Origin of the sequence: Coleofasciculus sp. FACHB-1120 (assembly GCF_014698845.1) — a bacterium.
GTDB lineage: Bacteria > Cyanobacteriota > Cyanobacteriia > Cyanobacteriales > FACHB-T130 > FACHB-T130.
Genome location: NZ_JACJTV010000015.1, coordinates 34,800 through 58,047, shown reverse-complemented (window position 1 = coordinate 58,047; position 23,248 = coordinate 34,800). Strand labels below are relative to the sequence as shown.

At 45.8% G+C, this 23,248-nt stretch carries 13 protein-coding genes; 5 read left to right on the top strand and 8 right to left on the bottom strand.

All coding sequences use genetic code 11. The features are described 5' to 3' along the window. Positions 1 to 56: 56 nt before the first annotated feature. The 3 genes from H6H02_RS15175 to topA form a co-directional block, all read right to left on the bottom strand. Positions 57 to 2,468 (bottom strand): SDR family NAD(P)-dependent oxidoreductase, encoded by a 2,412-nt coding sequence (locus H6H02_RS15175; protein ID WP_190819154.1) that lies wholly within the window; start codon positions 2,466 to 2,468, stop codon positions 57 to 59. A gap of 95 nt (positions 2,469 to 2,563) precedes the next feature. After that, positions 2,564 to 6,781: a type I polyketide synthase gene (locus tag H6H02_RS15170; protein ID WP_190819148.1), complete on the bottom strand. Its 4,218-nt coding sequence runs from the start codon at positions 6,779 to 6,781 to the stop codon at positions 2,564 to 2,566. 1,002 nt (positions 6,782 to 7,783) lie between these two features. Beyond that, positions 7,784 to 9,994, bottom strand: coding sequence for a type I DNA topoisomerase (gene topA / locus H6H02_RS15165; protein ID WP_190819146.1), 2,211 nt, complete (start codon positions 9,992 to 9,994; stop codon positions 7,784 to 7,786). 96 nt (positions 9,995 to 10,090) lie between these two features. Between topA and H6H02_RS15160 the strand changes: the two genes are divergently transcribed. Next, positions 10,091 to 11,137, top strand: coding sequence for an S-layer homology domain-containing protein (locus H6H02_RS15160; protein WP_190819144.1), 1,047 nt, complete (start codon positions 10,091 to 10,093; stop codon positions 11,135 to 11,137). 58 nt (positions 11,138 to 11,195) lie between these two features. On the opposite strand, the gene H6H02_RS15155 is transcribed toward H6H02_RS15160, so the two are convergent. Next, complete coding sequence (locus H6H02_RS15155) at positions 11,196 to 11,645, bottom strand: hypothetical protein (protein WP_206757287.1); 450 nt, start codon at positions 11,643 to 11,645, stop codon at positions 11,196 to 11,198. 173 nt (positions 11,646 to 11,818) lie between these two features. Beyond that, positions 11,819 to 12,892 (bottom strand): peptidoglycan-binding protein, encoded by a 1,074-nt coding sequence (locus tag H6H02_RS15150; protein WP_190819140.1) that lies wholly within the window; start codon positions 12,890 to 12,892, stop codon positions 11,819 to 11,821. A 569-nt stretch (positions 12,893 to 13,461) separates the two neighbouring features. On the opposite strand from H6H02_RS15150, the gene H6H02_RS15145 reads away from it, so the two are divergent. The 3 genes from H6H02_RS15145 (at position 13,462) to H6H02_RS15135 (ending at position 20,084) form a co-directional block, all read left to right on the top strand. Then, positions 13,462 to 15,096 (top strand): hypothetical protein, encoded by a 1,635-nt coding sequence (locus H6H02_RS15145; protein ID WP_190819138.1) that lies wholly within the window; start codon positions 13,462 to 13,464, stop codon positions 15,094 to 15,096. 89 nt (positions 15,097 to 15,185) lie between these two features. Beyond that, positions 15,186 to 19,004 (top strand): magnesium chelatase subunit H, encoded by a 3,819-nt coding sequence (gene bchH / locus H6H02_RS15140; protein ID WP_190819135.1) that lies wholly within the window; start codon positions 15,186 to 15,188, stop codon positions 19,002 to 19,004. A 207-nt stretch (positions 19,005 to 19,211) separates the two neighbouring features. Beyond that, positions 19,212 to 20,084 (top strand): short-chain dehydrogenase, encoded by an 873-nt coding sequence (locus H6H02_RS15135; RefSeq protein ID WP_190819133.1) that lies wholly within the window; start codon positions 19,212 to 19,214, stop codon positions 20,082 to 20,084. 191 nt (positions 20,085 to 20,275) lie between these two features. Here the strand turns inward: H6H02_RS15135 and H6H02_RS15130 are convergent, their stop codons facing one another. After that, positions 20,276 to 20,764: a hypothetical protein gene (locus H6H02_RS15130; protein WP_190819131.1), complete on the bottom strand. Its 489-nt coding sequence runs from the start codon at positions 20,762 to 20,764 to the stop codon at positions 20,276 to 20,278. Between the two features lie 353 nt (positions 20,765 to 21,117). Here H6H02_RS15130 and H6H02_RS15125 point away from each other — a divergent pair, with 353 nt between their 5' ends. Next, positions 21,118 to 21,378 (top strand): hypothetical protein, encoded by a 261-nt coding sequence (locus H6H02_RS15125; RefSeq protein ID WP_190819129.1) that lies wholly within the window; start codon positions 21,118 to 21,120, stop codon positions 21,376 to 21,378. A 159-nt stretch (positions 21,379 to 21,537) separates the two neighbouring features. On the opposite strand, the gene H6H02_RS15120 is transcribed toward H6H02_RS15125, so the two are convergent. Both H6H02_RS15120 and H6H02_RS15115 read right to left on the bottom strand, forming a co-directional pair. Then, positions 21,538 to 22,131 (bottom strand): hypothetical protein, encoded by a 594-nt coding sequence (locus tag H6H02_RS15120; protein ID WP_190819127.1) that lies wholly within the window; start codon positions 22,129 to 22,131, stop codon positions 21,538 to 21,540. A 63-nt stretch (positions 22,132 to 22,194) separates the two neighbouring features. Then, positions 22,195 to 23,232, bottom strand: a complete 1,038-nt coding sequence (locus tag H6H02_RS15115) for an alcohol dehydrogenase catalytic domain-containing protein (RefSeq protein WP_190819125.1) — start codon at positions 23,230 to 23,232, stop codon at positions 22,195 to 22,197. Between the last annotated feature and the right edge of the window lie 16 nt (positions 23,233 to 23,248).

The following is a 23,248-nucleotide window of genomic DNA, read 5'->3' as shown; positions in this document are numbered from 1 at the left end:
TCGTGCTGTAGCAGCGATCGCTACTACAGCACGCTGAATGGTTTTTTAACTCGACATTACTTAACTCCTGCTTTTTCTGAGTTAAAGAATAGACGATTCAGTTGTTTGCTAATCGTCACTTCTGCCCCAAATACCCGTGAGTAAACTTTTCCTTGAATATCATGGGAAGTGATGTTTGCCACCAACTTATTCTCATTGCTGGATATCACTTCCATCGACACGTAAAATGGTTTACCCAAGGGAATCGATTGGAAATGCTCTCCTTTCTGGCAGCGTAATGGTAGACTAGCCGCCTGATAAAAATGCCTTACCCAAATCAACATGCACTGAAATTGCACATCTTTGGCGACAAAATCGAATGCTTGTGCCGGAAACTGTCCCCGCTGTTCTTCATTGAGCTGGGGTAAAACACATTCCATCGTCAGGGTTTCTGGCGTGATATTTAAAACTTGTTTGACCCCTTTAAAACTAGGGCCATGAAACAAGGTGCCATCCTGATAAGGTGACAGAGACGCAAACTCTTGATTTTGGGTTCTGTCGAATTCATAAGTAGGAGCTTCCGGAATTTTCTTCAGGAGTTTGACCTGACCGTTGTAATGATAGCGGCGTTTTCCGGGTTCCGCTTCACTCCATATCGTCGCTGCGAGTTCGAGTTGCTCGTTCTGGGATTTATTGACTTCCTTCACTTCCAAGATGTATCCGCTTGCCAATGTTTCATCGAAAACAATGCCTTTTAAGACTTTGAAGTTTTCACAGCTAAAAAACTTGTAGCCAGGATATAGCTGTTCGCTAACATTAGCAAGCCATACCGAACCACAAACGGTTGGTAATACCGCTTGACCACCGATTGCATGATCTTGCAAAAAGGAATTCGCTTTCAGGTTTAATTTTCGATGAATTTGGTAAGTACGCAGTTCTGAATCCAACTCTCCAGACACGACTACCAGGGGGCTACCCACTAAGACTTGTACCGTTTCCCGTTCGCCAAAATCCAGTTCGTCAACTAGCATCTGAGTTCCCACTTCAACGGGAATCACCTCAACGTTGCGTTCGGCAAAAATCTGTTTCAACTCAGGCGTAACCATCCCGCCATCCCACGGTCCCCAATTGAAGGAAGCTACATGACATTCGGAATGGAGGCGCTTGAAGTGATGGGCAAATTTATTGAGAATCTCATTAGCGATCGCATAATCCGATTGACCAATATTCCCGTAAAACCCAGCGGCTGAAGCGAACAACACCAAATGCTTGATTTGATTCGCGTTGACACAACTCAGCAGATTTTCCAACCCTTTGACTTTGGCAGTATAAACGGCTTCAAAATCTTGTTCGGATTTATTCTCAATCAATTTATCTGCTAAATTGCCAGCGCCATGAAGAATTCCTGAGATCGCTCCGAAACGCCGAACCGCATCTGCTAGTTTTTCCTTTAAAGCGATCGCATCGGTAATGTCTGCGCTGAGATATTCTGCTTTCCCACCCGCTTGCTCAATGGCTTCCAGCGTTTGGGCGATTTCTCGTTGGGCTAAAATCGCCTTCAGTGTCTTTTGGACTTTGACTGGGGTAGGTTTCTCTCCTCGTGCAGTAATATCTGCCATAATCCGCTTTTTAAAATTAAATTCATCAACACAGCCTTTTGCCCATGCTGGTTCGGGATTGATGGCTGAGCGACCGAGGAGGATAAATTTGCATCGGTAGCGTTGCGCTAACTTAATGACGCACTGGGAAGTAATCCCGCGTCCACCGCCGCTGACGAGAAACACCGAGGATGGAGTAATTTGATTTTTTGTGCCGCGAACATTCTTCGTAACCCTACACAGCTCGCAAACCAGGGTGGTTCTACCCTGGGAACTGTACCCGACTTCGGTAATCAACCGATTGGGGTCATGAATTTCCGCGACAATCGATTGGGCGACAAATTCTGCATCGAAAGCGGGACTCAAATCGATAGCGCGACAAAATACCCGTTCCCATTCCAGGTTGAGGGTTTTTGTCAAGCCGAACAGCCCCCCACCGATGGCGCTAAACTCTGTTTTGCGACTTAAACCGAATTGCCCATCCAGGCGGCTCACGGTGAGGAAACAACTGCGTCCTTGACGTGCTGCTTCATTCAGGGATTTTTTGAGGTGCTTAGCAATCAGAAAGATATGCTTGAGGATAGCTTTCTCCGATTCCTGCCCAAGACTTTCTTGAATTGAGGGATGCAGATGAACGAACGCGCCAATCGAGCCGTAGTTTTGCGCGATCGCCATTAGCTGTTGTTTCAAATGCTCCTCGCTCAAATCTGCCAGCACCACACGGCTAATTCCTTCCGGTAACGGTAGCCGTTGGGCAATAACAGATTCGGGGAAACTTAATACAACCACTTTCCACCCTCGGTCTGAAAGAGACTTGACCAATCTGATACTGGCAGGGCTACCGTCATCGGTCAGCAAACAAATGTGATGGTCGGGCAAGGTGAAATCCAAATAATCTGCCTCACTCAGAGGTTGGAGCCTCGCCCGACCGCGTTTAATCTTGTGTTCAGCTTCAGCTTCAGCTTCAGCTTGCTGCGATTCTGGGGTTAAGTTTTTTTTTCAGCCACCCGCGACTCCTGGCTCATATATTCAACAATTTGAGCAAGGGTGCGGAGTTCGGCTAACTGTTCTGGATTCACCGGCGGCAAATCAGGGAATAACTCCTGCATTGCTCCCAAGATTTCCACCCGCTTGATCGAGTCAATCCCCAAATCCGCTTCCATGTCCATCGAAAGCTCTAGCATTTCCGTGGGGTAGCCCGTCTTCTCACTGACCACTTCTAACAAGGATTGAATCAGAGCAGTTGCCTTCTCCTGGGAGGCAAATCCGTTTTCTGCCTTCGCTGAAACTGCTGCCATTGGAGAGGAAACCTCGACCTCTGTTGATGGAGCTTTGTTGCCCATATATTCAACAATTTGAGCGAGGGTGCGGAGTTCGGCTAACTGTTCTGGATTCACCGGCGGCAAATCAGGGAAAAGCTCCTGCATTGCTCCTAAGATTTCCACCCGCTTGATCGAGTCAATCCCCAAATCCGCTTCCATATCCATCGAAAGCTCTAGCATTTCCGTGGGGTAGCCCGTCTTCTCACTGACTACTTCTAACAGGGATTCGATCAGGGGGGTCAAATCCACCGCTGGCGCTGTTACAGACGGACTTACGGACGGACTAGAGGTTGTTTCAATGATTGATGGCGCAACTTCTACCTGCTCTGCTTGAGCAATTTGATTTTGCAGGCTTGTCTCTACTTGGCGAGCCTGAGCTGGCTGCGAACCATTGCTGGAAACGGGTTGGGACACTGGCACCGAGGCAAAGACGGCATCTGGCACAGGCGTCGGCGCAACAGCCGGGGTAGTGGGGGCAACAACCGAATACTGTGGTTTTTCAGATGTCGCTTGTCCGTTTTGCCCTTGTTCCAAGCTCCGAACGGGCGCGATTGACACCTGACCATTCACAACTGACCCATTGGCACCATTACCAGCACCCAAAAGGGAATAATGTTGCTGCATGAGCTGGAAAAATCTTTGGGAATATTCCAACTGATTTTTCAGGTATTGTTCGTGAACTTGCTGGCTGGCAGCTTGATGCTCGTGAAAGCGCATCATGTTGCGCTCTAAACTTTCTAGAAGACCCTGATTATTTCCAGAAGATTGTGGCATTGGTTGCGCCTCTGATTTGGTTGCGGGTGGAACTGGTATCGGCTCTGGCATTTTGACTACGGGAATTGCGGCTACGGGAATTACGGGTTGAGGACTAGGGATTGGGGCGATTTGTGGTGTTGGTTTCGGGGCTAAAGATTTCTTCGGCTCCTGTGTCGATTTCCCATTCCGGTTTTCCCTTTCTGGATTTCCCTTAACTTGGTGTCCGTTTTGCAAAGCTTGTTCAAAAGCAGCTTTGGTTTTTTCACTAACATAGTTAGCGCCGTTTAAAGGCACATTCAATCTCTTCTTTTGCTGAGAATTGGATGCTTTTGGTTTAACTAGGTAAGGATCGAGGTTTTGTAAAGACAAGCCAGCCACGCGCAACTGAACAAAGGCTTCGCACAACTGGCGCTGGCTATCCCCTTTGCTACTAGCATTCAAAGCGATCGCCAAATGGGGTCGATTTTCGAGGATATTCTTCACCAGATTGGTCAGGATATTCCTAGGGCCAAATTCGACAAAGAAATATCCCCCGGCTGCGTAAATATTTTCAACTTCCTGCTTAAAATGCACAGGATTGACAATATGTGCAGCTAAGGTTTGTCCGATGGTATGGGAATTGTCTGGATAAAGATTTCCGGTTGTATTGGAGTATACCGGGATCTTCGGCTGATTGAAAGTAACTCGATCCAGCACCTCCGCAAACCGTTTTTGAGCGTGAGCGACAAACGGTGAATGGAAAGCTGCGGAAACGGGTAGTAAAACAACCGAATACCCAAGCTGCTCCAATTTCTGCTGGACTTTGGCGATTTCTCCCTTCGCTCCCGCTAATACCACCTGATTGTTAGAGTTCCAGTTGGCAATGGTGATTTTGGGGAAATTCTCGACAACTTCTTTGACTTTATAAATATCCCCTTTCACCGCCAGCATCATGCCGGTATCGACTTTTGGATCGTCGGGAGATGCCATTGCTTGACCTCTGGCTTTGACGAGGAAAAAGTAATCTTCGTCATTCAGAACGCCCGCCGCCCATAGTGCCGTCAGTTCCCCAAAGCTGTGCCCTGCCACAAAATCAGGCTTGAACCCTGCCTCTTCTAGAATTTTGTAGAGACCAAAACTCAAGGCACCAATTGCGGGTTGGGCATTTTCGGTTTGTTGCAATGCCGCAATTTGGGCATCCTTTTGGGCGTTGTCAAAAACAGGACACGGGAAAACGACTTGGGAAATGGGTGGCAACCCATTTTTACCCAGGTATTTGTCCATATCGCTGTAAGCTTGGCGAAGCTGAGGGAAGTTAAGGACAAGTTCCTTACCCATCTCCAAATACTGCGAACCTTGCCCCGAAAACAGCGCTACTACTTTCCCTTGGGGGTTCAGGCTAGTTTTGCGGTAATAGATTCCTTTGGGATGCTCCCACGATTGGGCTGTTGCCTTGTTTTTCAGTAAGTCAATCGTAATCTGCAATAATTCACGCGCTTCTGCGGCAGAGGTGGCGACAAATCCCACTCTGGCTGAGGCAACGGGAATTTTCAAACTCGCAGCGGTGACAAGTTCTGTGTAATGTTGTGTACCGCGATCGCTTGCTAATTGCGACTCTAGGGTTTCACACTTCGCTAATAATTCTCCTACTGTTGGAGCGTCCAGCAGAATGGTCGCTGGCGTACTGTGTAAACGATAAGCCTGCTGATGTTCCCTTTGATATTCTTCGAGGACGACATGATAATTTGTGCCTCCAAAGCCAAACGCACTGACCCCTGCTCTTCTTGGCGTTTCAGCATCAATGCCAATCCAGGGTCGGGTTTCGGTATTCAAATAGAAGGGTGATTCTTCAATTTTAAGTCTAGGGTTGGGTTGGGTGATATTAATCGTGGGGGGTAATATCTTGTGGTGCAAAGCCAAAGCCGTTTTGATCAGGCTGGCTGCACCTGCTGTTGCTTTTGTATGTCCAATCTGAGACTTAACACTCCCCAAAGCAATATGTTGTTTTTGGGGGTTGTTTTGGCTAAAAACTTCATTTAAGCCTGCAAACTCTGTCGGATCGCCAGCGACGGTTCCTGTACCATGAGCTTCAATCAGACCGACGGTTGAGGGTGAAAATCCAGCATCTTCATAAGCTCGACGCAACGCTACGGCTTGCCCTTCCGAACGAGGGGCATAAATGCTCTTAGATTTGCCATCGCTGGAGGTGCCCATTCCCTTGATGACGGCATAAATGCGATCGCCATCTCGTTCGGCATCTTCAAGACGCTTGAGTACCATCATCCCCATGCCTTCACCCAACAGCATCCCGTCGGAATTTATATCGAAGGGACGAGAATTCCCTTCTTTAGAAAAGGCAGGCGTTTTACTAAAGCACATATACATGAAGATCGAATTGTCGGCATCCACACCGCCCGCGATCATCATGTCGCTACGATACTCGGTCAATTCACTCAAAGCCATACGCAGGGCGCTTAATGACCCGGCACAGGCTGCATCCACAACACAGTTAATTCCCCCTAAATCTAGGCGGTTGGCAATTCGTCCGGCAATCACGTTCCCCAGCATGCCCGGAAAAGAATTTTCTTCCCAGCCGATATAGGCAAGTTTTATCTTCTCAATAATCTTTTGGGTATCTTCGTCAGATACACCACTGTTTTTGAGAACCTTCTCCCAAACGGGATATTGCAAACGGGTAGTTAGCGGCGTAATTAGTTTCTGCCCGCCCCCGACGCCCAGAATGACGCCTGTGCCTTTTCGATTAAAATCTCTGGATTCACCGTAACCAGCGTCTTCCATTGCCTGTTTGGCAACTACCAACGAGAGCATTTGGGCGACATCTGTCACCTCTAGAATATTGGGAGGCAACCCAAATTCCATCGGATCAAAATCAATATCCGGGATGAATCCACCGCGTTTGCAATAGGTCTTATCTGGTGCCTTGGGATCTGGATCGTAGTAGTCCTCAATCCGCCAGCGTGAGGGAGGAACATCAGAGATACAATCGGTTTTTGTAACGATATTTTCCCAATACTCTTCTAGAGTCCTGGCTTGCGGAAAAATGCAACCCATTCCGATAATCGCCACAGGTGTTTGTTGCAGTTGCCGCTTAATTTTGTTGTTTATCAATGATTTATCAGACTTCATTCCTCAACCTGACGCTAGTGACGTTCCTGGTTCAAAGGGTTATGATACCAAGTTATTCCGCTTTAGTGTAGTTGTATATTCACTCAAATTAACCCGGTGGAAGTTTGTTGTTTATTTTCACACGGGTGGGTACACCCAGCTCAATATTCTCAGCATGGGTGAAAGCTTTGTAACCTGCACAGAGATAGGCAAAACAGGAATTTAAATAATAGCAATTTCAGCCCCTTGAAGCAAGTTAATTATTTTAACAAATTCTGTTATAACTGCATTTTTATGGTACAATAGGCACTTTTTTAAAAATTCTTTACTAAGTCTTGCTTACAGGGTGTAAAGCCACGGGATCGAGTTTAAAAAATTTTTTAGGGGTCAAAACCCAGACACAGCAAAAGTTAGAGTATTTAAAGTTGCTGATTTAGAATCGCAAGTAGGCTAGAGCTATAGGTTGCATTTTTTTAAAATTTAAATTTGAAAACGTAAAAAAATGTATTTTTTATGGGTTTTGATTGTAAAATTTATAAAAAACAGGAATATTTCGCTTGGATTTTCCTTTCTATAAATAAACGGTAAAAAACAGAAAATTACCTTTTTTATTGAGTAAGCATTACGGCAAAAAAGGTTGGTTATCCTTTTGGATTTAGCTGCATTGATGACCATGCAAGAGGGAATAATTGGGGAAACCTGTAGTTTCATACCTGCTACGCCAAATAAAGCGTGCTTACACATTGCTATTTCATCTCCAGCTATGTGTAAGGGCAATTAAAAAGTGTTAAAATGCCCCCATCCCCATAAAAAAATTGTGCTTTAGCTTAGAATATCTCTTCAAAAAATGTGATTTAATTAAAGGAATTGAGGGACTAAATTGGCGTTTTTTCTAGTGCAAGCTTGAGTTTACTGATTGCTTACAATCCAGACTCTTAAACCATCAGCAGATAATTTTTTAAATCAATGCAGTCTGTAAAGTAATCAATCAAACCACAGTTATGCCGAAGAATCATGGCTGGATTACCCGGCTCCAATCTCGCCAAATTTCGGCGACCACCAGTTACCTTTTTTACTCTCAAAAAATGCGACCTCTTTACATTTATTTTGTTTAGTTTTAGAGTTGGAGCAGCGCAACATTACCTTATTTTGACCATTTTTGGTGTATTTGTAACGCTCTAAGGGCGAGCCACAAATCGGACAAGAATGCTGAGAAGGCGTGTCAGAACGCGGTGGATTTTTCCGTTTAGCGTCAGGCAATTCATACTCTAGGGTAGACACGTTAAAAAACATCACAGCACCGCAGCCATTATTGCGCTCATCACAGCTCAAAAAATGGTCTGTTTGAAGTTTTTTAGACTTGGAGTAAACCCTCGTCATCGGATGTTTGCATTTCGGACACCGAATATTAGTAAGTTCAGACCGACTCTCAGTGCGAGTATCGGTGTGAGCATCCGGGGGTTCATGAACAGATTGAGTGACCTTAACGCGGCTTGGGTTCGTTGCAGTCGGCATAGAAGCGGGAATTCTTGCCCCGGCCTTCTTGAGCGCTGGGGCAAAATAATCGCGGTTCCAGCTAGTCAAATACTTTTGCCAGTCCAGCTTACCGTGAGCGATCGCATCCAATTCCCGCTCCATCTTTGCCGTAAAATCTGCACGAATTAGCTCAGGTAACACTCGACCCAAAAACTCATCAACTTCCATCCCCAGCTGGGTCGGAACAAGCAGCGCCTTCTTCAGAACCACATATTCCCGCTCTTTCAAAGTCTTTACAGTCGGAGCATAGGTGCTAGGACGCCCAATCCCCTGTTTCTCCATCACCTGAATCAACTTAGACTCAGAATAACGGGGAGGTGGCATTGTCTGCTTCTTATCGGCACCCGCATGGGTACAGGTAAGCGATTGCCCCTCTTTCAGCGTCGGCAACACTTGGTCTGAACCAATATCTCGCCAGTAGCGCAGATAGCCCTCAAACTGTAGCACCTGACCCAAAGCTTGCCAAGTTACGCTACCAGATTTCGTGATAATTCTCGTCTTCAAGAGTCGCGCTGATTGACAGAGAGAAGCGATCGCGCGTCGCCATATCAAGTCATACAATCCAGCTTCTTCGGGTGTTAACTCTGCTTTAATGACGGATGGTAGCCGGGTAATCTCTGTTGGTCGAATTGCCTCATGCGCTTCTTGGGAAAGTGCTGCACTTTTCCGAACAGCCGCCTTTTCAGGGACATTCTCTGGGTCATTTTGCTCCAGATACTTCCGCACCGAAGCACAAAACTCCTCAGATAAAGTTGGGCTATCTGTACGCATATAAGTGATGTATCCTTGCTCGTACAGCTTCTGCGCCACTTGCATCGTTTTCTCTGGATTCAGCTTTAAACGCGCTCCTGCTGCCTGCTGAAGGGAACTGGTGGTAAATGCGGCGGGTGGTTTTTTAAAACTCACTTTACCTTGGGTGCTGACTACCTGATGAGGATGACTCTTTGCCGTCGCCACCAGTTGATCCGCCTGAGTTTGTGTTGTCACTCTGGTTCCTTCAGCAGCTTTTTTGCTATCAGGAGACTCAGAATCATCGGTTTCCTCTACTTCAGACTCCTCGGAACGATTCACTTGTCCTGCATAAAAGGCTCGAAAACCCTCGGCGTAGTCAACGTAAACAGACCAGTAATCTTCAGGGACAAAGGCTGTAATCGCTCTCTCGCGATCGCATAATAGGTGCAAGGTCGCGCTTTGAACCCGACCGACTGACTTGGCTCCGTTTTTGAGCGACCAAACGAGAGGGGAGCCTCTGAAACCAACCAGCTTGTCGAGACACGTCCTCAAAAGCGCTGCATCTACGAGATTCTGGTCGAGGGGACGGGGTTTGCTCACTGCTTTTTTAATCGCAGTTTCTGTAATCTCGCTCGTCACTACTCGCCGGGGATTTTTCACCTTGAGTTCTCGTGCGAGATGCCAAGAAATCACCTCACCTTCCCGGTCTGGGTCAGTTGCAAATATGACTTCGGTTGCTGATTTGACAGCTTGTTTCAGTTCGGTGAGAACCTTTTTGCCTCGGTCGCCACGGGGGACAAACCGACAAGTAACGCGATCGCCTGATAGGTCAAATCCCAGTGCATCTTCCCCATCTTTAGCCAATTCAACGACATGACCCATGCTTGCCATCACGCGATAGCCAGAACCAAGGCTTTTCTGCCATTTCTGCCGTTTCCCAGGACTTTCTATCAAAACAAGTTTCATGTTCTGTCCTCCAAAAATTTTTAATTCTTGCTTTAAGAAGGATGACTTAGCTTGGCATTTTAGGGTATAAGCTACTTGCTGCATGAACTCAGGTAAATGACAAATTCACCTCCGCCCGATCCACGTTCCTCTCGGCTTGGCTTTGATGAGTTGATTGGCATTGTTGTTGCCTTCAGCGTGATTGGCACGATTTTCTTCTGGTCGATAGGTAGAAGGGAGCCAGGAGTGAATTTGGGCGGATTGCCGACTCCTGACGCCACGGCAAGTCCAACGCCAGCAGCGCCGCTACCAGCAGTGATACCCGGAGAATCGCGCCCCCAGCAAACGCTTCCGACACCTTCTGCTTCACCGAACGACCCAAACCGAACGCTAGTCATCCCGAACGATCCAGACACAGTATCGAGAAGCATCCCGATTATTCCCGTACCCGTCGTACCCGCACCTTCCCCAGCGCCGTCAGCCGCCCCCGCTACAGTACCCGCGCCTGCACCTTCCGCCCCAGTGGCGGTTGTTCCCGTACCAGCCCCCACGGCTTCTGCCCCAGCTAAACCGATCAACTTTTCCGATATTCCCGATAATTACTGGGCGCGTCCTTACATTCAAGCGCTGGTTGAGCGCAACATCCTTGCGGGTTTCACCGATGGGACTTTTCGCCCCGATCAACCGATCACGAGAGCAGAATTTACGGCTCCGTTGCGGAAAGCTTTTGGTCAAAAACCCGCTCAGAATGCTGTGAATTTTCAAGATGTTCCCGCTGGGTACTGGGCTGAAGCAGGGATCAAGCAAGCTGTGGCAACGGGTTTTTTAAAAGGATATCCGAGAAATCGGTTTCTACCCAACCAAGAGATTCCGAGAGCGCAAGTTTTGGTTGCGCTTGCCAGCGGCTTAGGGCTTAAACCGCCGTCCAATCCGGCTCAAGCTTTACAGACTTATCAAGACGCCAGTGAGATTCCTAAGTACGCAATACAAGGTGTAGCAGCGTCTACAGCCGCCGGTCTTGTAATCAACTACCCGTATCCAAACTTGCTCAAACCGAATCAGGCTGCGACTCGCGCTGAGGTGGCTGCTGCCATTTATCAAGCTCTAGTACAAGCCGGACAAGCAGAACCAATTCCCTCTCCTACCGTTGTGCCGCAACAATGAGAGAACCCTCGTAGGGGCATGGCATGGTTCATTTGAGCGCAGCGTTGGGTAAGCCTTATCAAATTCGGTTTTGAAAGTTGCGATCGCCTTTATACCCGGATAACTCGGCGAGTTCTTCTAAAGAAAGCAGACCTGAGTAACGCCGCCCCTGAATCTCCCAGGTGGGAAAGCTTTTGATTTTTGCCTTCGTGCAAAGGTCTGGACGGGGATTTTGACCGCCAGCATCGCACTCAATGTAGTTGATATAGCCAAGTGCCTCTTTTGGAAACAGTTCTTTCTGTTTTGTGCAGAAAGGGCACCAATATGCACCGTAAAATTTGGCTTTGATGCGTTTCAAGTGACGTGCTAAACCCACTTCTGCTGTAGTTGCGGTGCGATTCGAGGATATATTTGGCTCAAGTGCTGATTCTGCATAGGGATCGGATGAACAGCCAGCGATTAATGCCAACAAAGCGATCGCGGTTGTGCGGATGATGACCGCGCTGAGGTCAAATCTTTGAAGTTGCATCGGTGTCAGTTGGTAGAGGTTCGGCAATCAGCAAAGTTTACCTTTTGTTTTCATACTATTTTGCTTTACCATTGCCCGATTTAATTGCCCGATTTCAATTTCTGTAACTACCGATGAAGAGAGACGCAATTAATTGCGTCTCTACAATCTAAACTCAAAAATGAGTGCAAGCCTTAGCGACCATCAACTGACCAGTGGGGCGGGTCATTTGCTAGCTTAAAGACACCATAAGATGCACCCACACTATAGAGAACCGTATTATTGGCACCATTCGTGGGAGCGCCAATATTAACCAGCGTGCCATCCCTCTTTTTAATTTTCAGAACTCCTGCCCAGGTAATGTTCCAATCGATGGCTAGCCTTTCAGTATGTCGAGATTTGAGAGCAACCGGATTCCCACCAATCCCGAATTCATTCACCATCCGTTGTGCGGCTTGCACGGATACAGCGTTCGTATAATGTACCCATTGAATGTCAACTCCCGCCATCCTTGGCACATTTTCTGCTCTAATTTCTCCTCGGCTAATTCTAGCCGAATAGTGCATCATGTAGGCTCGTTGCGGAGGTCGATAGGTAGCAGCAATAATAGTTTGGGCACCCGCATCAATTAAAGCTTTTTGAAAAGCTGTTACTTTTTCTCGAAAAGGTGAAGCTAAATCAGAAATCGAGCGGCTAGTCGGAAAGTTGTCATACCAATGCGGGCCACTCAGGCGAAATCTAATTCTTTTGGCATAGGCGTTGAGGATATCCATTGCAGGAATAAAATCTGCGCCTAATTTCTGCTTAGTCGTTGCAGAAAGTAAATCCTCTAATTCACTACGCAAGCGTACATCTCTTTGCAGATAAGCTTGGGCTAACCCTTGGCTACTTCTCGCTCCAAAGTCTCCATCTACTACCAAATCCGGAACCAATATTGTATTCAAAGACTTTTGTAAATCTTTAGCCTCTGCCTCACCAAAGCGCAGATAAGCAAGCAACATTGCCGCCGTAAGATTCGGAACTTTATAAATAAAACCGTCACTTAAAGCTTTGGTGTAGGTGGTATTATCCACCACTCCATTGACGGGCAAGTTATTTCTTTGCTGATAACTGCGGGTAGCTGTATCGCTAATCTTGCCAAAGTCTCCATCAACGGTTCCTATCGGATAACCAGCTTCTTTTAAAAAGCTTTGCCAAGCGCTGACTGCTGCTCCATCAGAGCCGATTTTGAGTGTGGGTAATTTCAGCGCACTAATATTAAAAGCCATAGATTTCACCTGAATTGAATATTGCTAACTTTTTTCGTAAGTTAGCCAAGAAAAAGCCATTGGTCAAGTCTAGCTTTTGTGTTATTTTACCACTACCCAAAACCGCAGCAACTGAGAGTTACACTGCTTGCGCGATACGCTTGCATTTTATAACTGAATGCTTAATAAATTTCGATAGTATAACTTCAGTTATAACTTCCCTCCTCTGTAGATTTTCCTATTTTATCTCCGTCGATTCCAGTATTGGGGAATACATTCTATCTAATATCAATTCTCTGGCTTATGATAATTAATGGTGAATTAAGTATCTGGCTTTTAATTAAACTAAAATTTTTGAAATTCGAGGTAACTTTCCTAGTAAAACCTCTATATAATCTCCTGCCCAGTTTTCAGATAAAAATTTTAAATGTTATTACAGATTGCTACAATATTTAATTAAATCTTATTTTTTATAAGATTCTACCGGCTAATTTGAAACCGCTGCTGATTTAACATAAATTCCGGATTTGATCTCATCGGTTGTGGAGCATCTGGTAACTAATGTTCGCTTTTTTTAATCAGGAGACTTTATGACCAACTCTGGAAATCGAATGCGCGATCGCACGCCAGACGATGTAATTATTCAGGCACAGGCGCGGAAACCCATTACAGATCCCAGCTTGGGCATTTCCGTTGAAGTGAATAGACAAGGCACTCCCCAGCATCGGCTGGTCACGATTGGGGACTCTCTCTCTCACGGCTTTCAAAGTGGGGCAATTTTTAATACTAGCCTCTCCTATCCGATGATGATTGCCAAGGAAATGGGCTGGTCTAACCAGATGCGTTATCCCACCTATGAGGGGCCAGGAGATGGGTTTCCGATCAACCTAGAACATCTGGCTCGACAACTCGATCGGGAGTTTGGTGACATCAACTGGTTGGATTTCGCCCCAGCGCTGTTGTTTATACGCCGCTACATGGACGATATAGAGGATTATTGGGAACGTGACGCAGGTTCCCGCTTCCCAATTCAACGAGGGATTAATCACAACCTGGCAGTCTATGGGTGGGATTTGCGGAATACCCTGTCGCGCACTGCGGACATTTGCCTAGACATCATTCGGAAAAATCCGCCTAAAGACGATTATCTCCGGCAGGTTGTCGAGTACCATAACGAACGCGCTGCTATCCGAGTTTTGAATTCGGCACGAGATGCACGAGGCAACGCGCTGACACCACTACAAGCGGCAGCAGCACTAGGTGCTGAGGGGATGCAAGAAACTGGCGATGGAGACGGCATTGAAACGCTGATTGTGGTTATCGGTGGCAATAATGCGCTGGGTAGTATTCTGACATTCAAGGCGGCTTGGAGCGCTGATGGCTATGACGATATGGCGGTCAACGATCGCTATACCGTCTGGCGTCCGATTCACTTTAAGGCGGAACTGGACAAGCTAGTTAAGGAAGTGAAGCAAATCCGCGCTCGCCATGTAATCTTGGCAACGGTTCCTCACGTCACGATCGTTCCTTTTGCCCGTGGTATCAATAAAAATGAGCAGGGAAATAAAGCTGAGCCGGGATCTCGATACTTCCCTTACTACTCCTTGCCTTGGCTTACCGAAGAAGACTTCGATCCCGATAAGCACCCCTACTTGCTAGAGGAAGAGGCACGAGCAATCGATAGTGCCATTGACCAGTACAACGACTTTATAACCGAGGCGGTGCGTCAGGCTCGACAAGAAGGCAGAGATTGGTATCTGTTTGAAATGGCTGGCTTGTTGGATCGTTTGGCATCCAGGCGCTATATTCAAGACCCGGAAGCCAGACCGAGTTGGTGGGATGAAGTGGGTGGTCAGTACGAGTTGCCGCCTGAGCTTCAGGCACTTTCACCCGTACCGGACTCCCGCTTTTTTAAATCTGATGCAACGGGTCGCACCCAAGGCGGCTTATTCTCTCTCGATGGCATTCATCCCACAACGATTGGCTATGGCATCATGGCGCAGGAGTTGATCGAGATTATGCAAAAGAAGGTGGGGGTCAAGTTTTATGAAAGCGACGGGAAAACCGAGCGGACTGGTGACATCAAAATTGATTTTAATCGCTTGATTGCCTTAGATACGCTGGTTTCTAACCCACCGCGATCGCTCTCTAATGCTCAGAGTTTAATCGGTTTGATTGATAAGAACTTTAATATCTTCAGCGGGATGCTCAGGGCGAGTTACTAAAAGCAATCTGAGGGTCGGGGTGGGCTTCGGCGTCCCATCCTAAGGTTCCTGCTTAAGATCGAAAGTAGGAACCTTTAGGATCTCTGGGCATGAAACGCATTGTTCTAATTGCTGGGTTTGAATCATTCAACGCTGACTTGTACCGGAAGGCAGCTCATTTGGCTCAGGCTAGCTGTCCGGAGTTGGATATTCGGGTGTTTAGCGATCGCGCCCTCACAACGGAACCAGACGCCGTAGAAGCCGCACTCCAAGGGGCAGATGTCTTTTTCGGTAGTCTGCTATTTGATTACGACCAAGTGATGTGGTTGCGCCAAAGGGTGCAAAATATCCCCATTCGCCTCGTCTTCGAGTCAGCCTTGGAATTGATGAGCCTCACTCAGATAGGCGCGTTCAAAATTGGCGACAAACCCAAGGGAATGCCCAAACCTGTTAAATTCATCCTCGACAAATTCAGCAACGGGCGAGAAGAAGACAAACTTGCGGGTTATATTAGCTTTTTAAAAGTTGGGCCAAAGTTATTAAAATTTGTGCCAGTGCAGAAAGTGCAAGACTTACGCAACTGGCTGATTATTTACGGTTATTGGAACGCTGGTGGAACCGAAAATGTCGCGTCCATGTTCTGGACGCTGGCAGAAAAATATTTGCAGTTGAAGGCGGGAGAAATTCCGCCGCCCGTTGAAACTCCAAATATGGGATTACTGCATCCCGATTATCAAGGCTTTTTTGAATCACCAAAGGCATATTTGGAATGGTATCAAAGTAGGGATACGGCAGTACCGTGTCCCCACTCAACTGTTGGAATTCTGCTTTATCGCAAGCACGTTATCACCAAACAGCCTTACATTCCCCAACTCATTCGCCACTTTGAGAAAGCTGGGTTAATACCCTTGCCAATTTTTATCAACGGCGTTGAAGGTCATGTGGCGGTGCGGGATTGGATGACCACAGACTACGAAATGCAACAGCGACAACTCGGTCATCTTGAGACTCCATCCCTGTCTGAAGATGCGATTCCAGTAGATGCAATTGTCTCTACGATTGGCTTTCCCCTCGTCGGTGGCCCTGCGGGGTCGATGGAGGCAGGACGACAAGTAGAAGTAGCCAAGCGCATTCTCACCGCCAAGAATGTACCCTATATCGTCGCTGCACCGCTACTAATTCAAGATATTCATTCTTGGACGCGGCAGGGTGTTGGCGGATTGCAAAGTGTCGTTTTATATGCTTTGCCAGAACTGGATGGGGCAATCGATCCAGTTCCTCTCGGTGGGTTGGTCGGAGAAGATATTTACTTAATTCCAGAACGAGTTCAGCGTTTAACAGGAAGGTTGAAAAAATGGATTTCCCTGCGGCAAAAGCCAACAGATGAACGTAAAATTGCCGTAATTTTATATGGTTTTCCGCCTGGATATGGTGCGACGGGTACAGCGGCTTTATTGAATGTACCGCGAAGTCTAATTAAATTTCTCCAAGGTCTCAAAGACCAAGGCTACAACGTAGGCGAATTACCAGAAGATGGGGAAGAATTAATTCGCATAGTGAAAGAGGCGGATGAGAACCCCACCCCAACCCTCCCCGTTCACGGGGAGGGGGCAAGAGAAGCCTCCCACTCCCAGTTGGCAGAGGGGTTTGGGGGAGTAAATACCGTCAACGCCCGAACTTTAGAAAAATGGCTGGGATATTTGCTAACGACTCGCATCGAAAAACAGTGGAAATCCCTTACTGGAACTGGCATTAAAACTTATGGAGATGAATTTCAAATTGGTGGGATACAACTAGGAAATATTTGGATAGGCGTACAGCCACCATTGGGCATTTCCGGCGACCCGATGCGGCTAATGTTTGAGCGCGATTTGACACCTCATCCTCAGTATGCTGCCTTCTATAAGTGGTTGCAAAATGACTTTCAATCTGATGCAGTGGTTCACTTCGGAATGCACGGAACAGTTGAATGGTTGCCTGGATCTCCGCTCGGTAATACGGGCTATTCTTGGTCAGATATTCTGCTAGGAAATATACCCAATTTATATATCTATGCGGCAAACAACCCTTCTGAATCAATGTTGGCAAAGCGTCGCGGCTACGGAGTGTTGATTTCCCATAATGTGCCGCCTTATGGTCGTGCTGGATTGTACAAAGAATTGGTGTCGCTGCGCGATTTAATCTCGGAGTATCGGGAAGATCCAGAGAAGAATTATGCCCTTAAGGAAGCAATTTGCAAAAAGATTGTCGATACTGGAGTCGATGCAGATTGTCCCTTTGAGGATGCCAAACGGTTAGGAATTTTCTTCACTCCTGAGAATGCCCGAATGTTTAGTGCAGATATTTTTAATTCTTACTTAGTAAAGTTGTACGAATATCTGCAAGTTCTAGAAAATCGTCTTTTCTCCTCTGGCTTGCATACGCTGGGAGAACCTCCAACTCCAGAAGGACTAATTAGCTATTTAGATGCTTACTTTGAATTACCAAAAGACATTATTGAGGCAGTTGCTAAAGGTGGAGACAAACAGGCAGCATTGTCAGCGCACTGGGACTCCCTAACCAAAAGCGATCCGAACGTTAAATTCCGCATTAATTCTAATCTTCCAGAGTTAGATGAAGCGATAAAAATTCGGGATTTGTTACAACAAAATAGTGACGAACTCACTAATTTGTTGCGAGGACTGAATGGCGAATATATTCTGCCTGCACCGGGTGGTGATTTGTTACGAGATGGTGCTGGTGTATTGCCGACTGGTCGCAATATTCATGCTTTAGATCCTTATCGAATGCCTTCACCAGCAGCTTATGAAAGGGGTCGAGAAGTTGCTAGAAAGATTATCGCCCAACATCTTAAGGAACAGGGTTCTTATCCGGAAACTGTGGCGGTGATGTTATGGGGATTGGATGCGATTAAAACGAAGGGCGAATCTTTGGGAATTTTGCTGGAATTAGTGGGTGCTGAACCTGTTAAGGAAGGTACGGGAAGAATTGTCCGTTATGAATTGAAACCTTTAGCAGAAGTTGGTCATCCGCGTATTGATGTGTTGGGGAATCTTTCGGGAATTTTCCGCGATACCTTTATCAACATTATTGAATTGTTGGATGATTTGTTTCAACGCGCCGCAAATGCTGAGGAACCGGAAGACCAAAACTTTATCCGCAAACACACCTTAGCTTTGAAATCTCAAGGTGTAGACAATGCTTCAGCGCGATTATTTTCTAATCCTGCTGGTGATTTTGGTTCTCTAGTGAACGATCGCGTCACTGATGGTAACTGGGAATCTGGCGATGAATTGGGCGATACTTGGCGCGATCGCAATGTCTTCAGCTACGGTAGACAAGACAAAGGACAAGCTAGACCGGAAGTGCTGACGCAGTTGTTGCAAACAAGCGATCGCATTGTCCAAGAAATCGACTCGGTTGAATACGGTCTCACCGATATTCAAGAATATTACGCTAACACGGGTGGCTTGAAAAAGGCAGCGGAAAAACAACGTGGCAAAAAAGTTAGCGCCAGCTTTGTCGAAAGTTTCTCCAAAGACACCACTCCCCGCAACTTAGATGATTTACTTCGTATTGAGTATCGGACTAAATTGCTAAACCCCAAATGGGCAGAGGCAATGGCGAATCAAGGTTCCGGTGGTGCTTATGAAATCTCCCAACGCATGACAGCGTTAATTGGTTGGGGCGGTACAGTTGATTTCACCGATGATTGGGTTTACGACCAAGCAGCAGATACCTATGCTTTAGATGCAGAAATGGCAAAAAAATTGCGAGAGGCAAATCCCGAAGCTTTCCGCAATATTGTCGCCAGAATGATAGAAGCAAATGGTCGCGGTTTTTGGCAACCAGATGAGGAGAAATTAGAAAAACTACGGATGCTCTATGAGGAATCAGATGCAAAAATTGAAGGTGTGACTGTAGGCTAATCAGGTGATATGGTAGTTATTATGTAACACATAAGCTTTCACCTAACCATACTAGAGCAGTCCTAAATGATTCATGAAAGCGAGATACCTGACTTCTCCAAAAAGTTGGGTATATAAACGGCTATCCATTCAAAACTCAAATAGGATTGCTATAGCTTAGGAGCCTACTGTTTTTCTTTAAGTTTTATTACTAAGGAGATATCGAAGGTGGCAATTTTAAACAATAAATTTCCTTCTCCCATAGAGTTTTTTTTAGAAATTCCACTTTATGCTTCTTTTGAAGCTGATTCTAATTCGGAACTAATTAAGGAAATTGAAAGTTTTAAAGATTCAATTGATGCATTCTGCCCAAAGTGTGAAAAACACAGCACTTTCAAAAAGTTGCTTGGCATTAAGGAGCCTGTATTAGGGTATTTACAAAAAGCGATTAAAGATAAAACAAATCCTGCTATTAATAAATCCCAAAATTCTAAATTAAACCCTTTACAAGAATTGAAAATGAATAATAGAATATTTAATTTAAATTTTTGTTGTGCTAGAAATGGTAGCCACAAAATGCACTTTTGTTTTAAAATAGATAACGGTACAATTCAAAAAATTGGTCAGTATCCTTCAATCGCAGATTTGAACATGACCGAGATAGGAAAATATAGAAAAGTATTAGGTGAAAAGAATTATAAAGAATTTAGTAGGGCTATTGGCCTTGTTAGTCATAAAATCGGTATTGGGTCTTTTGTTTATTTAAGAAGAATATTTGAAAACTTAGTTGAAGAAGCTCATCAAGAAGCTAAAAAGACAGATGCATGGGACGAAGAAATTTACAATAGTAGTCGAGTTAATGAAAAAATAGGTTTGTTGAAAGATATTTTGCCTGAATCATTAGTTAAAAATACAATCATTTATTCAATTTTAAGCAAAGGAATTCATGAATTAAGTGAAGAAGATTGCTTGAATCATTTTAATAGTCTAAAGAAGGGGATAGAAATTATTCTGGATGAGAAATTAGAAAAAGTTAAAAAAGAAGCAAAAGTAAAAGAAACTGAAAAGGCTCTTTCTGAAATCAAAAGTAAACTTAAGTAAATGAATATCCTCTATTAGGTTACTTGATGAGAGGTGAAATCGGTTGCATAAATCTAAACGCTGCTTGCACAGTGTAACTAAAAGACATTACTGTGAAGAGTGTATAGGAAATGCAGATGAGACTTGACACTTATTAAATATATTTGTAAAAACGGCAGTAAAAATTTAGAAAATATGCAACTAAAATAAAGCTAAGTTTGCTCACAACGGGGTGCGCGATCTCTTGCTGCTACGCTAACCACTTCAATCCCATCTATCTGAGCCTTGACTTGCGCGATCGCTTCCTGTAAATCTGCTTGTCGCTTCAGTGAAACTTCAGTTTTCCCGATGACTGGATTAAGGGCATAAAGATTCCAGTTATTATCACAGTCTTCGTAAGATTTAACGTGCCACTCTTTATAAATGAAGTCGTCGCATTCGACGCAAACTAGCTGTTGCATCATTCGGTCAAAGGTAAGACTGTCCTCGCTGTTAGGAACCCAATTGCTTTCGTTATTACTCAAGGCAATTAAGGATTCAGCAAATGCTACAGCGTCTTCGTATTGCCCAAAAGCTTTTAAGCTGCGATATGGGTTGCCTTGGGGGTTCCAAATCTCCAGACGATGCCCATAATGCCCTGGTACGATTTGGTAAATCCATCCGTCAAGTATTTGTGCAGTGTAGTCTTGTTTGCTGATCATGAATACACCTTCTATCAGAACCCAAAAATATCAGGTCTTCTCGTTGGTTAGCGATTCCTAGTCTTGTCGCTTTATCCTGATTTAGCTGTGTTGGGATACCATCTACTCTAGCGACCCTCAGAGAGAGTTTCACCCCCACTGTTGCCACTAGCCGCGAAGAACCAGAAAACAAAATCAAGTTTTGGCGTGTCTTTCCCTAATTTGAAGGTGGGGTAGGAAAACGATAGATAGCACTGAATCTGGTATATTTCCCGTTTGCCGGACGCGATCGCATTTGTTATACTCGCATCGTTTATTCGGAAATTCGAGTAATTAGCCGTATTAAATTAACAGGAAATTCTAGAAATTCACCGATGTCTGAAGAACCAAAATCACAGGGATGGTTTCATACCGTTCCGGGCATTATGACCGCAACTGCTGCCATTCTCACCGCTGTAACCGGCTTGGTTATAGCGCTAAAGCCAGCAGAAGTTCCAAAGCCATCACCAGCCGCATCCACTGCGCCATCGATAGAGGCACCAAGCCAACAGGTATCAACTCCTGAAAACACTGGCAATACACAATTTGATGGCAGAGGAAAAGGAAAGAGCAAAGATAAGGATAAAAATAAGTAGTCCGTGTAAGCGACCAATATCGCTACGGATTGCACTCATTACGTAGGAGAGACACGATTAATCGCGTCTCTTTTTTTAAAGTCCGGTGCAACTAAATTAAAATGGCAAATTCTAATTTTTGAATCTAGTTAATAATTAGCAATTTGCCATTTCTGTAATTTAGCGATCGCGCAGTTCCGTCTCCAACTTGTCTAAATCTTCTCTCAAAAAAATGACCATTTGACCGTTATAGGCCTTCCCTTCCTTGGTTTGGGCAATTTCCATCCAGTAGCCAAATCGCTCTCCTAAACGCAGTTCACCCTGCTGTGCTGCTAAAAGTGGAAGCCGCTGCCGACGAGCTAAGTCTACAGTTTGTGGTGTGGGATATTCGTAGACGATTCGGGAGCGGTCGTAGTCTTGATAGACATCTGGCCCATAAATTACCCGCAGCGATTCTTTTAGACGTTGTGGAGTAACGCCATTAATCATGTCAAAAAAAGAAAAGCGTTCGCTGCGAATCGTGCCCCGATCTTTAAGAAAAGTGACTCTGCCGGGAGGAAGGACAGTTGCGAGAAAAGTAAATCGCTGGGCGGCTGTATTGGTCTTTTGCACTAATAGCCCATCGCCTGTAGAAGGTCGAAGGGTAGGATTAGAATTAATCCAGGCAATCACTTCTTCTGTTTTCTGTCCGGGTAGGGCGTCGGCACTTTTAGTGGTCGAGAGTGCTAGTAAAATTCCCAGTGACAGAATTGACCAAAATTTAACGCTTTTCATTTAGACCTTAAACCTGCAAACAAACTTCACTAATCAGCACCCTGTTCTTAGCTATCCCTATTCTTAAGATGCCATGCTAGGGTCGATAGCAACCTTTATCACCTTACGATTCTTCATATCTTGGAACACTTGCTCTAAATGCTTTAAAGGCTGATGTTCGCTGATAAGCAATTCTAAGGGGATGGCGCGACTCGCCAACAGAGATAAGGCATCTCGTACATATTTTGGGGTGTTGTGAAAAACGCCTTTTAGAGTGAGTTCGCTGTAGTGGAGTTGTTCGGTATTGACGGTAATAGTGGTGTCGCGCGGACATCCCCCGAATAAGTTGACGGTAGCACCCGGACGGGCACACGCGATCGCACTCTCCCAAACTGCGGGTACACCCGTCGCTTCTATCACCACATCTGCACCCCAGCCATCGGTTCGCTCTTTCACCGCACTCGGTATATCTGTCAGATGATGATAATTAAACGTTTCCACCGCGCCTAGCTTTTTCCCAATTTCCAGCCGTTGGTCATTTCCCCCAAATAGCAACACCGACGCTGATTGATGCGCCAGTACCGCCACAAACATCAACCCAATTGCCCCATCTCCCAGCACCACAACGCGATCGCCCGACTTCACATTAGAACGTGCTACCCCATGCAGCACGCAGGCTAACGGTTCAGTCATCGACGCCAAGGCATCGGGCAAGTCATCTGGGATGGGCAACAGGTTATGTTGCACAATCGGGGCGGGAATTTTCAGATACTCTGCGAAGGTGCCGTTATTCCACGTCAAGTTAGGGCAAAGAGAATATTCTTGACGTTGACAAAAAAAGCAATTCATGCAAGGAGCAGAATTATTTGCAACGACGCGAACTCCTTCTTGCCAACCTTGGACTCCGCTTCCCACCGCCACTATCCGCCCCGCTGCCTCATGACCAAACAAAGTAGGAGGCTTCAGCATCTTTGCATGACCGCCGCGCCGCCAAACCTTTAGGTCGGTGCCACAAGTCGTTGCCGCTGCCACTTGAATTACTACCTCACCAGCCGAGGGAGTAGGGTCAGCAACCTGTTCCAGGCGTAGATCCGTTTGTCCGTAAAGTACCGCTGCCAGCATGATCCACTGCCCCTAA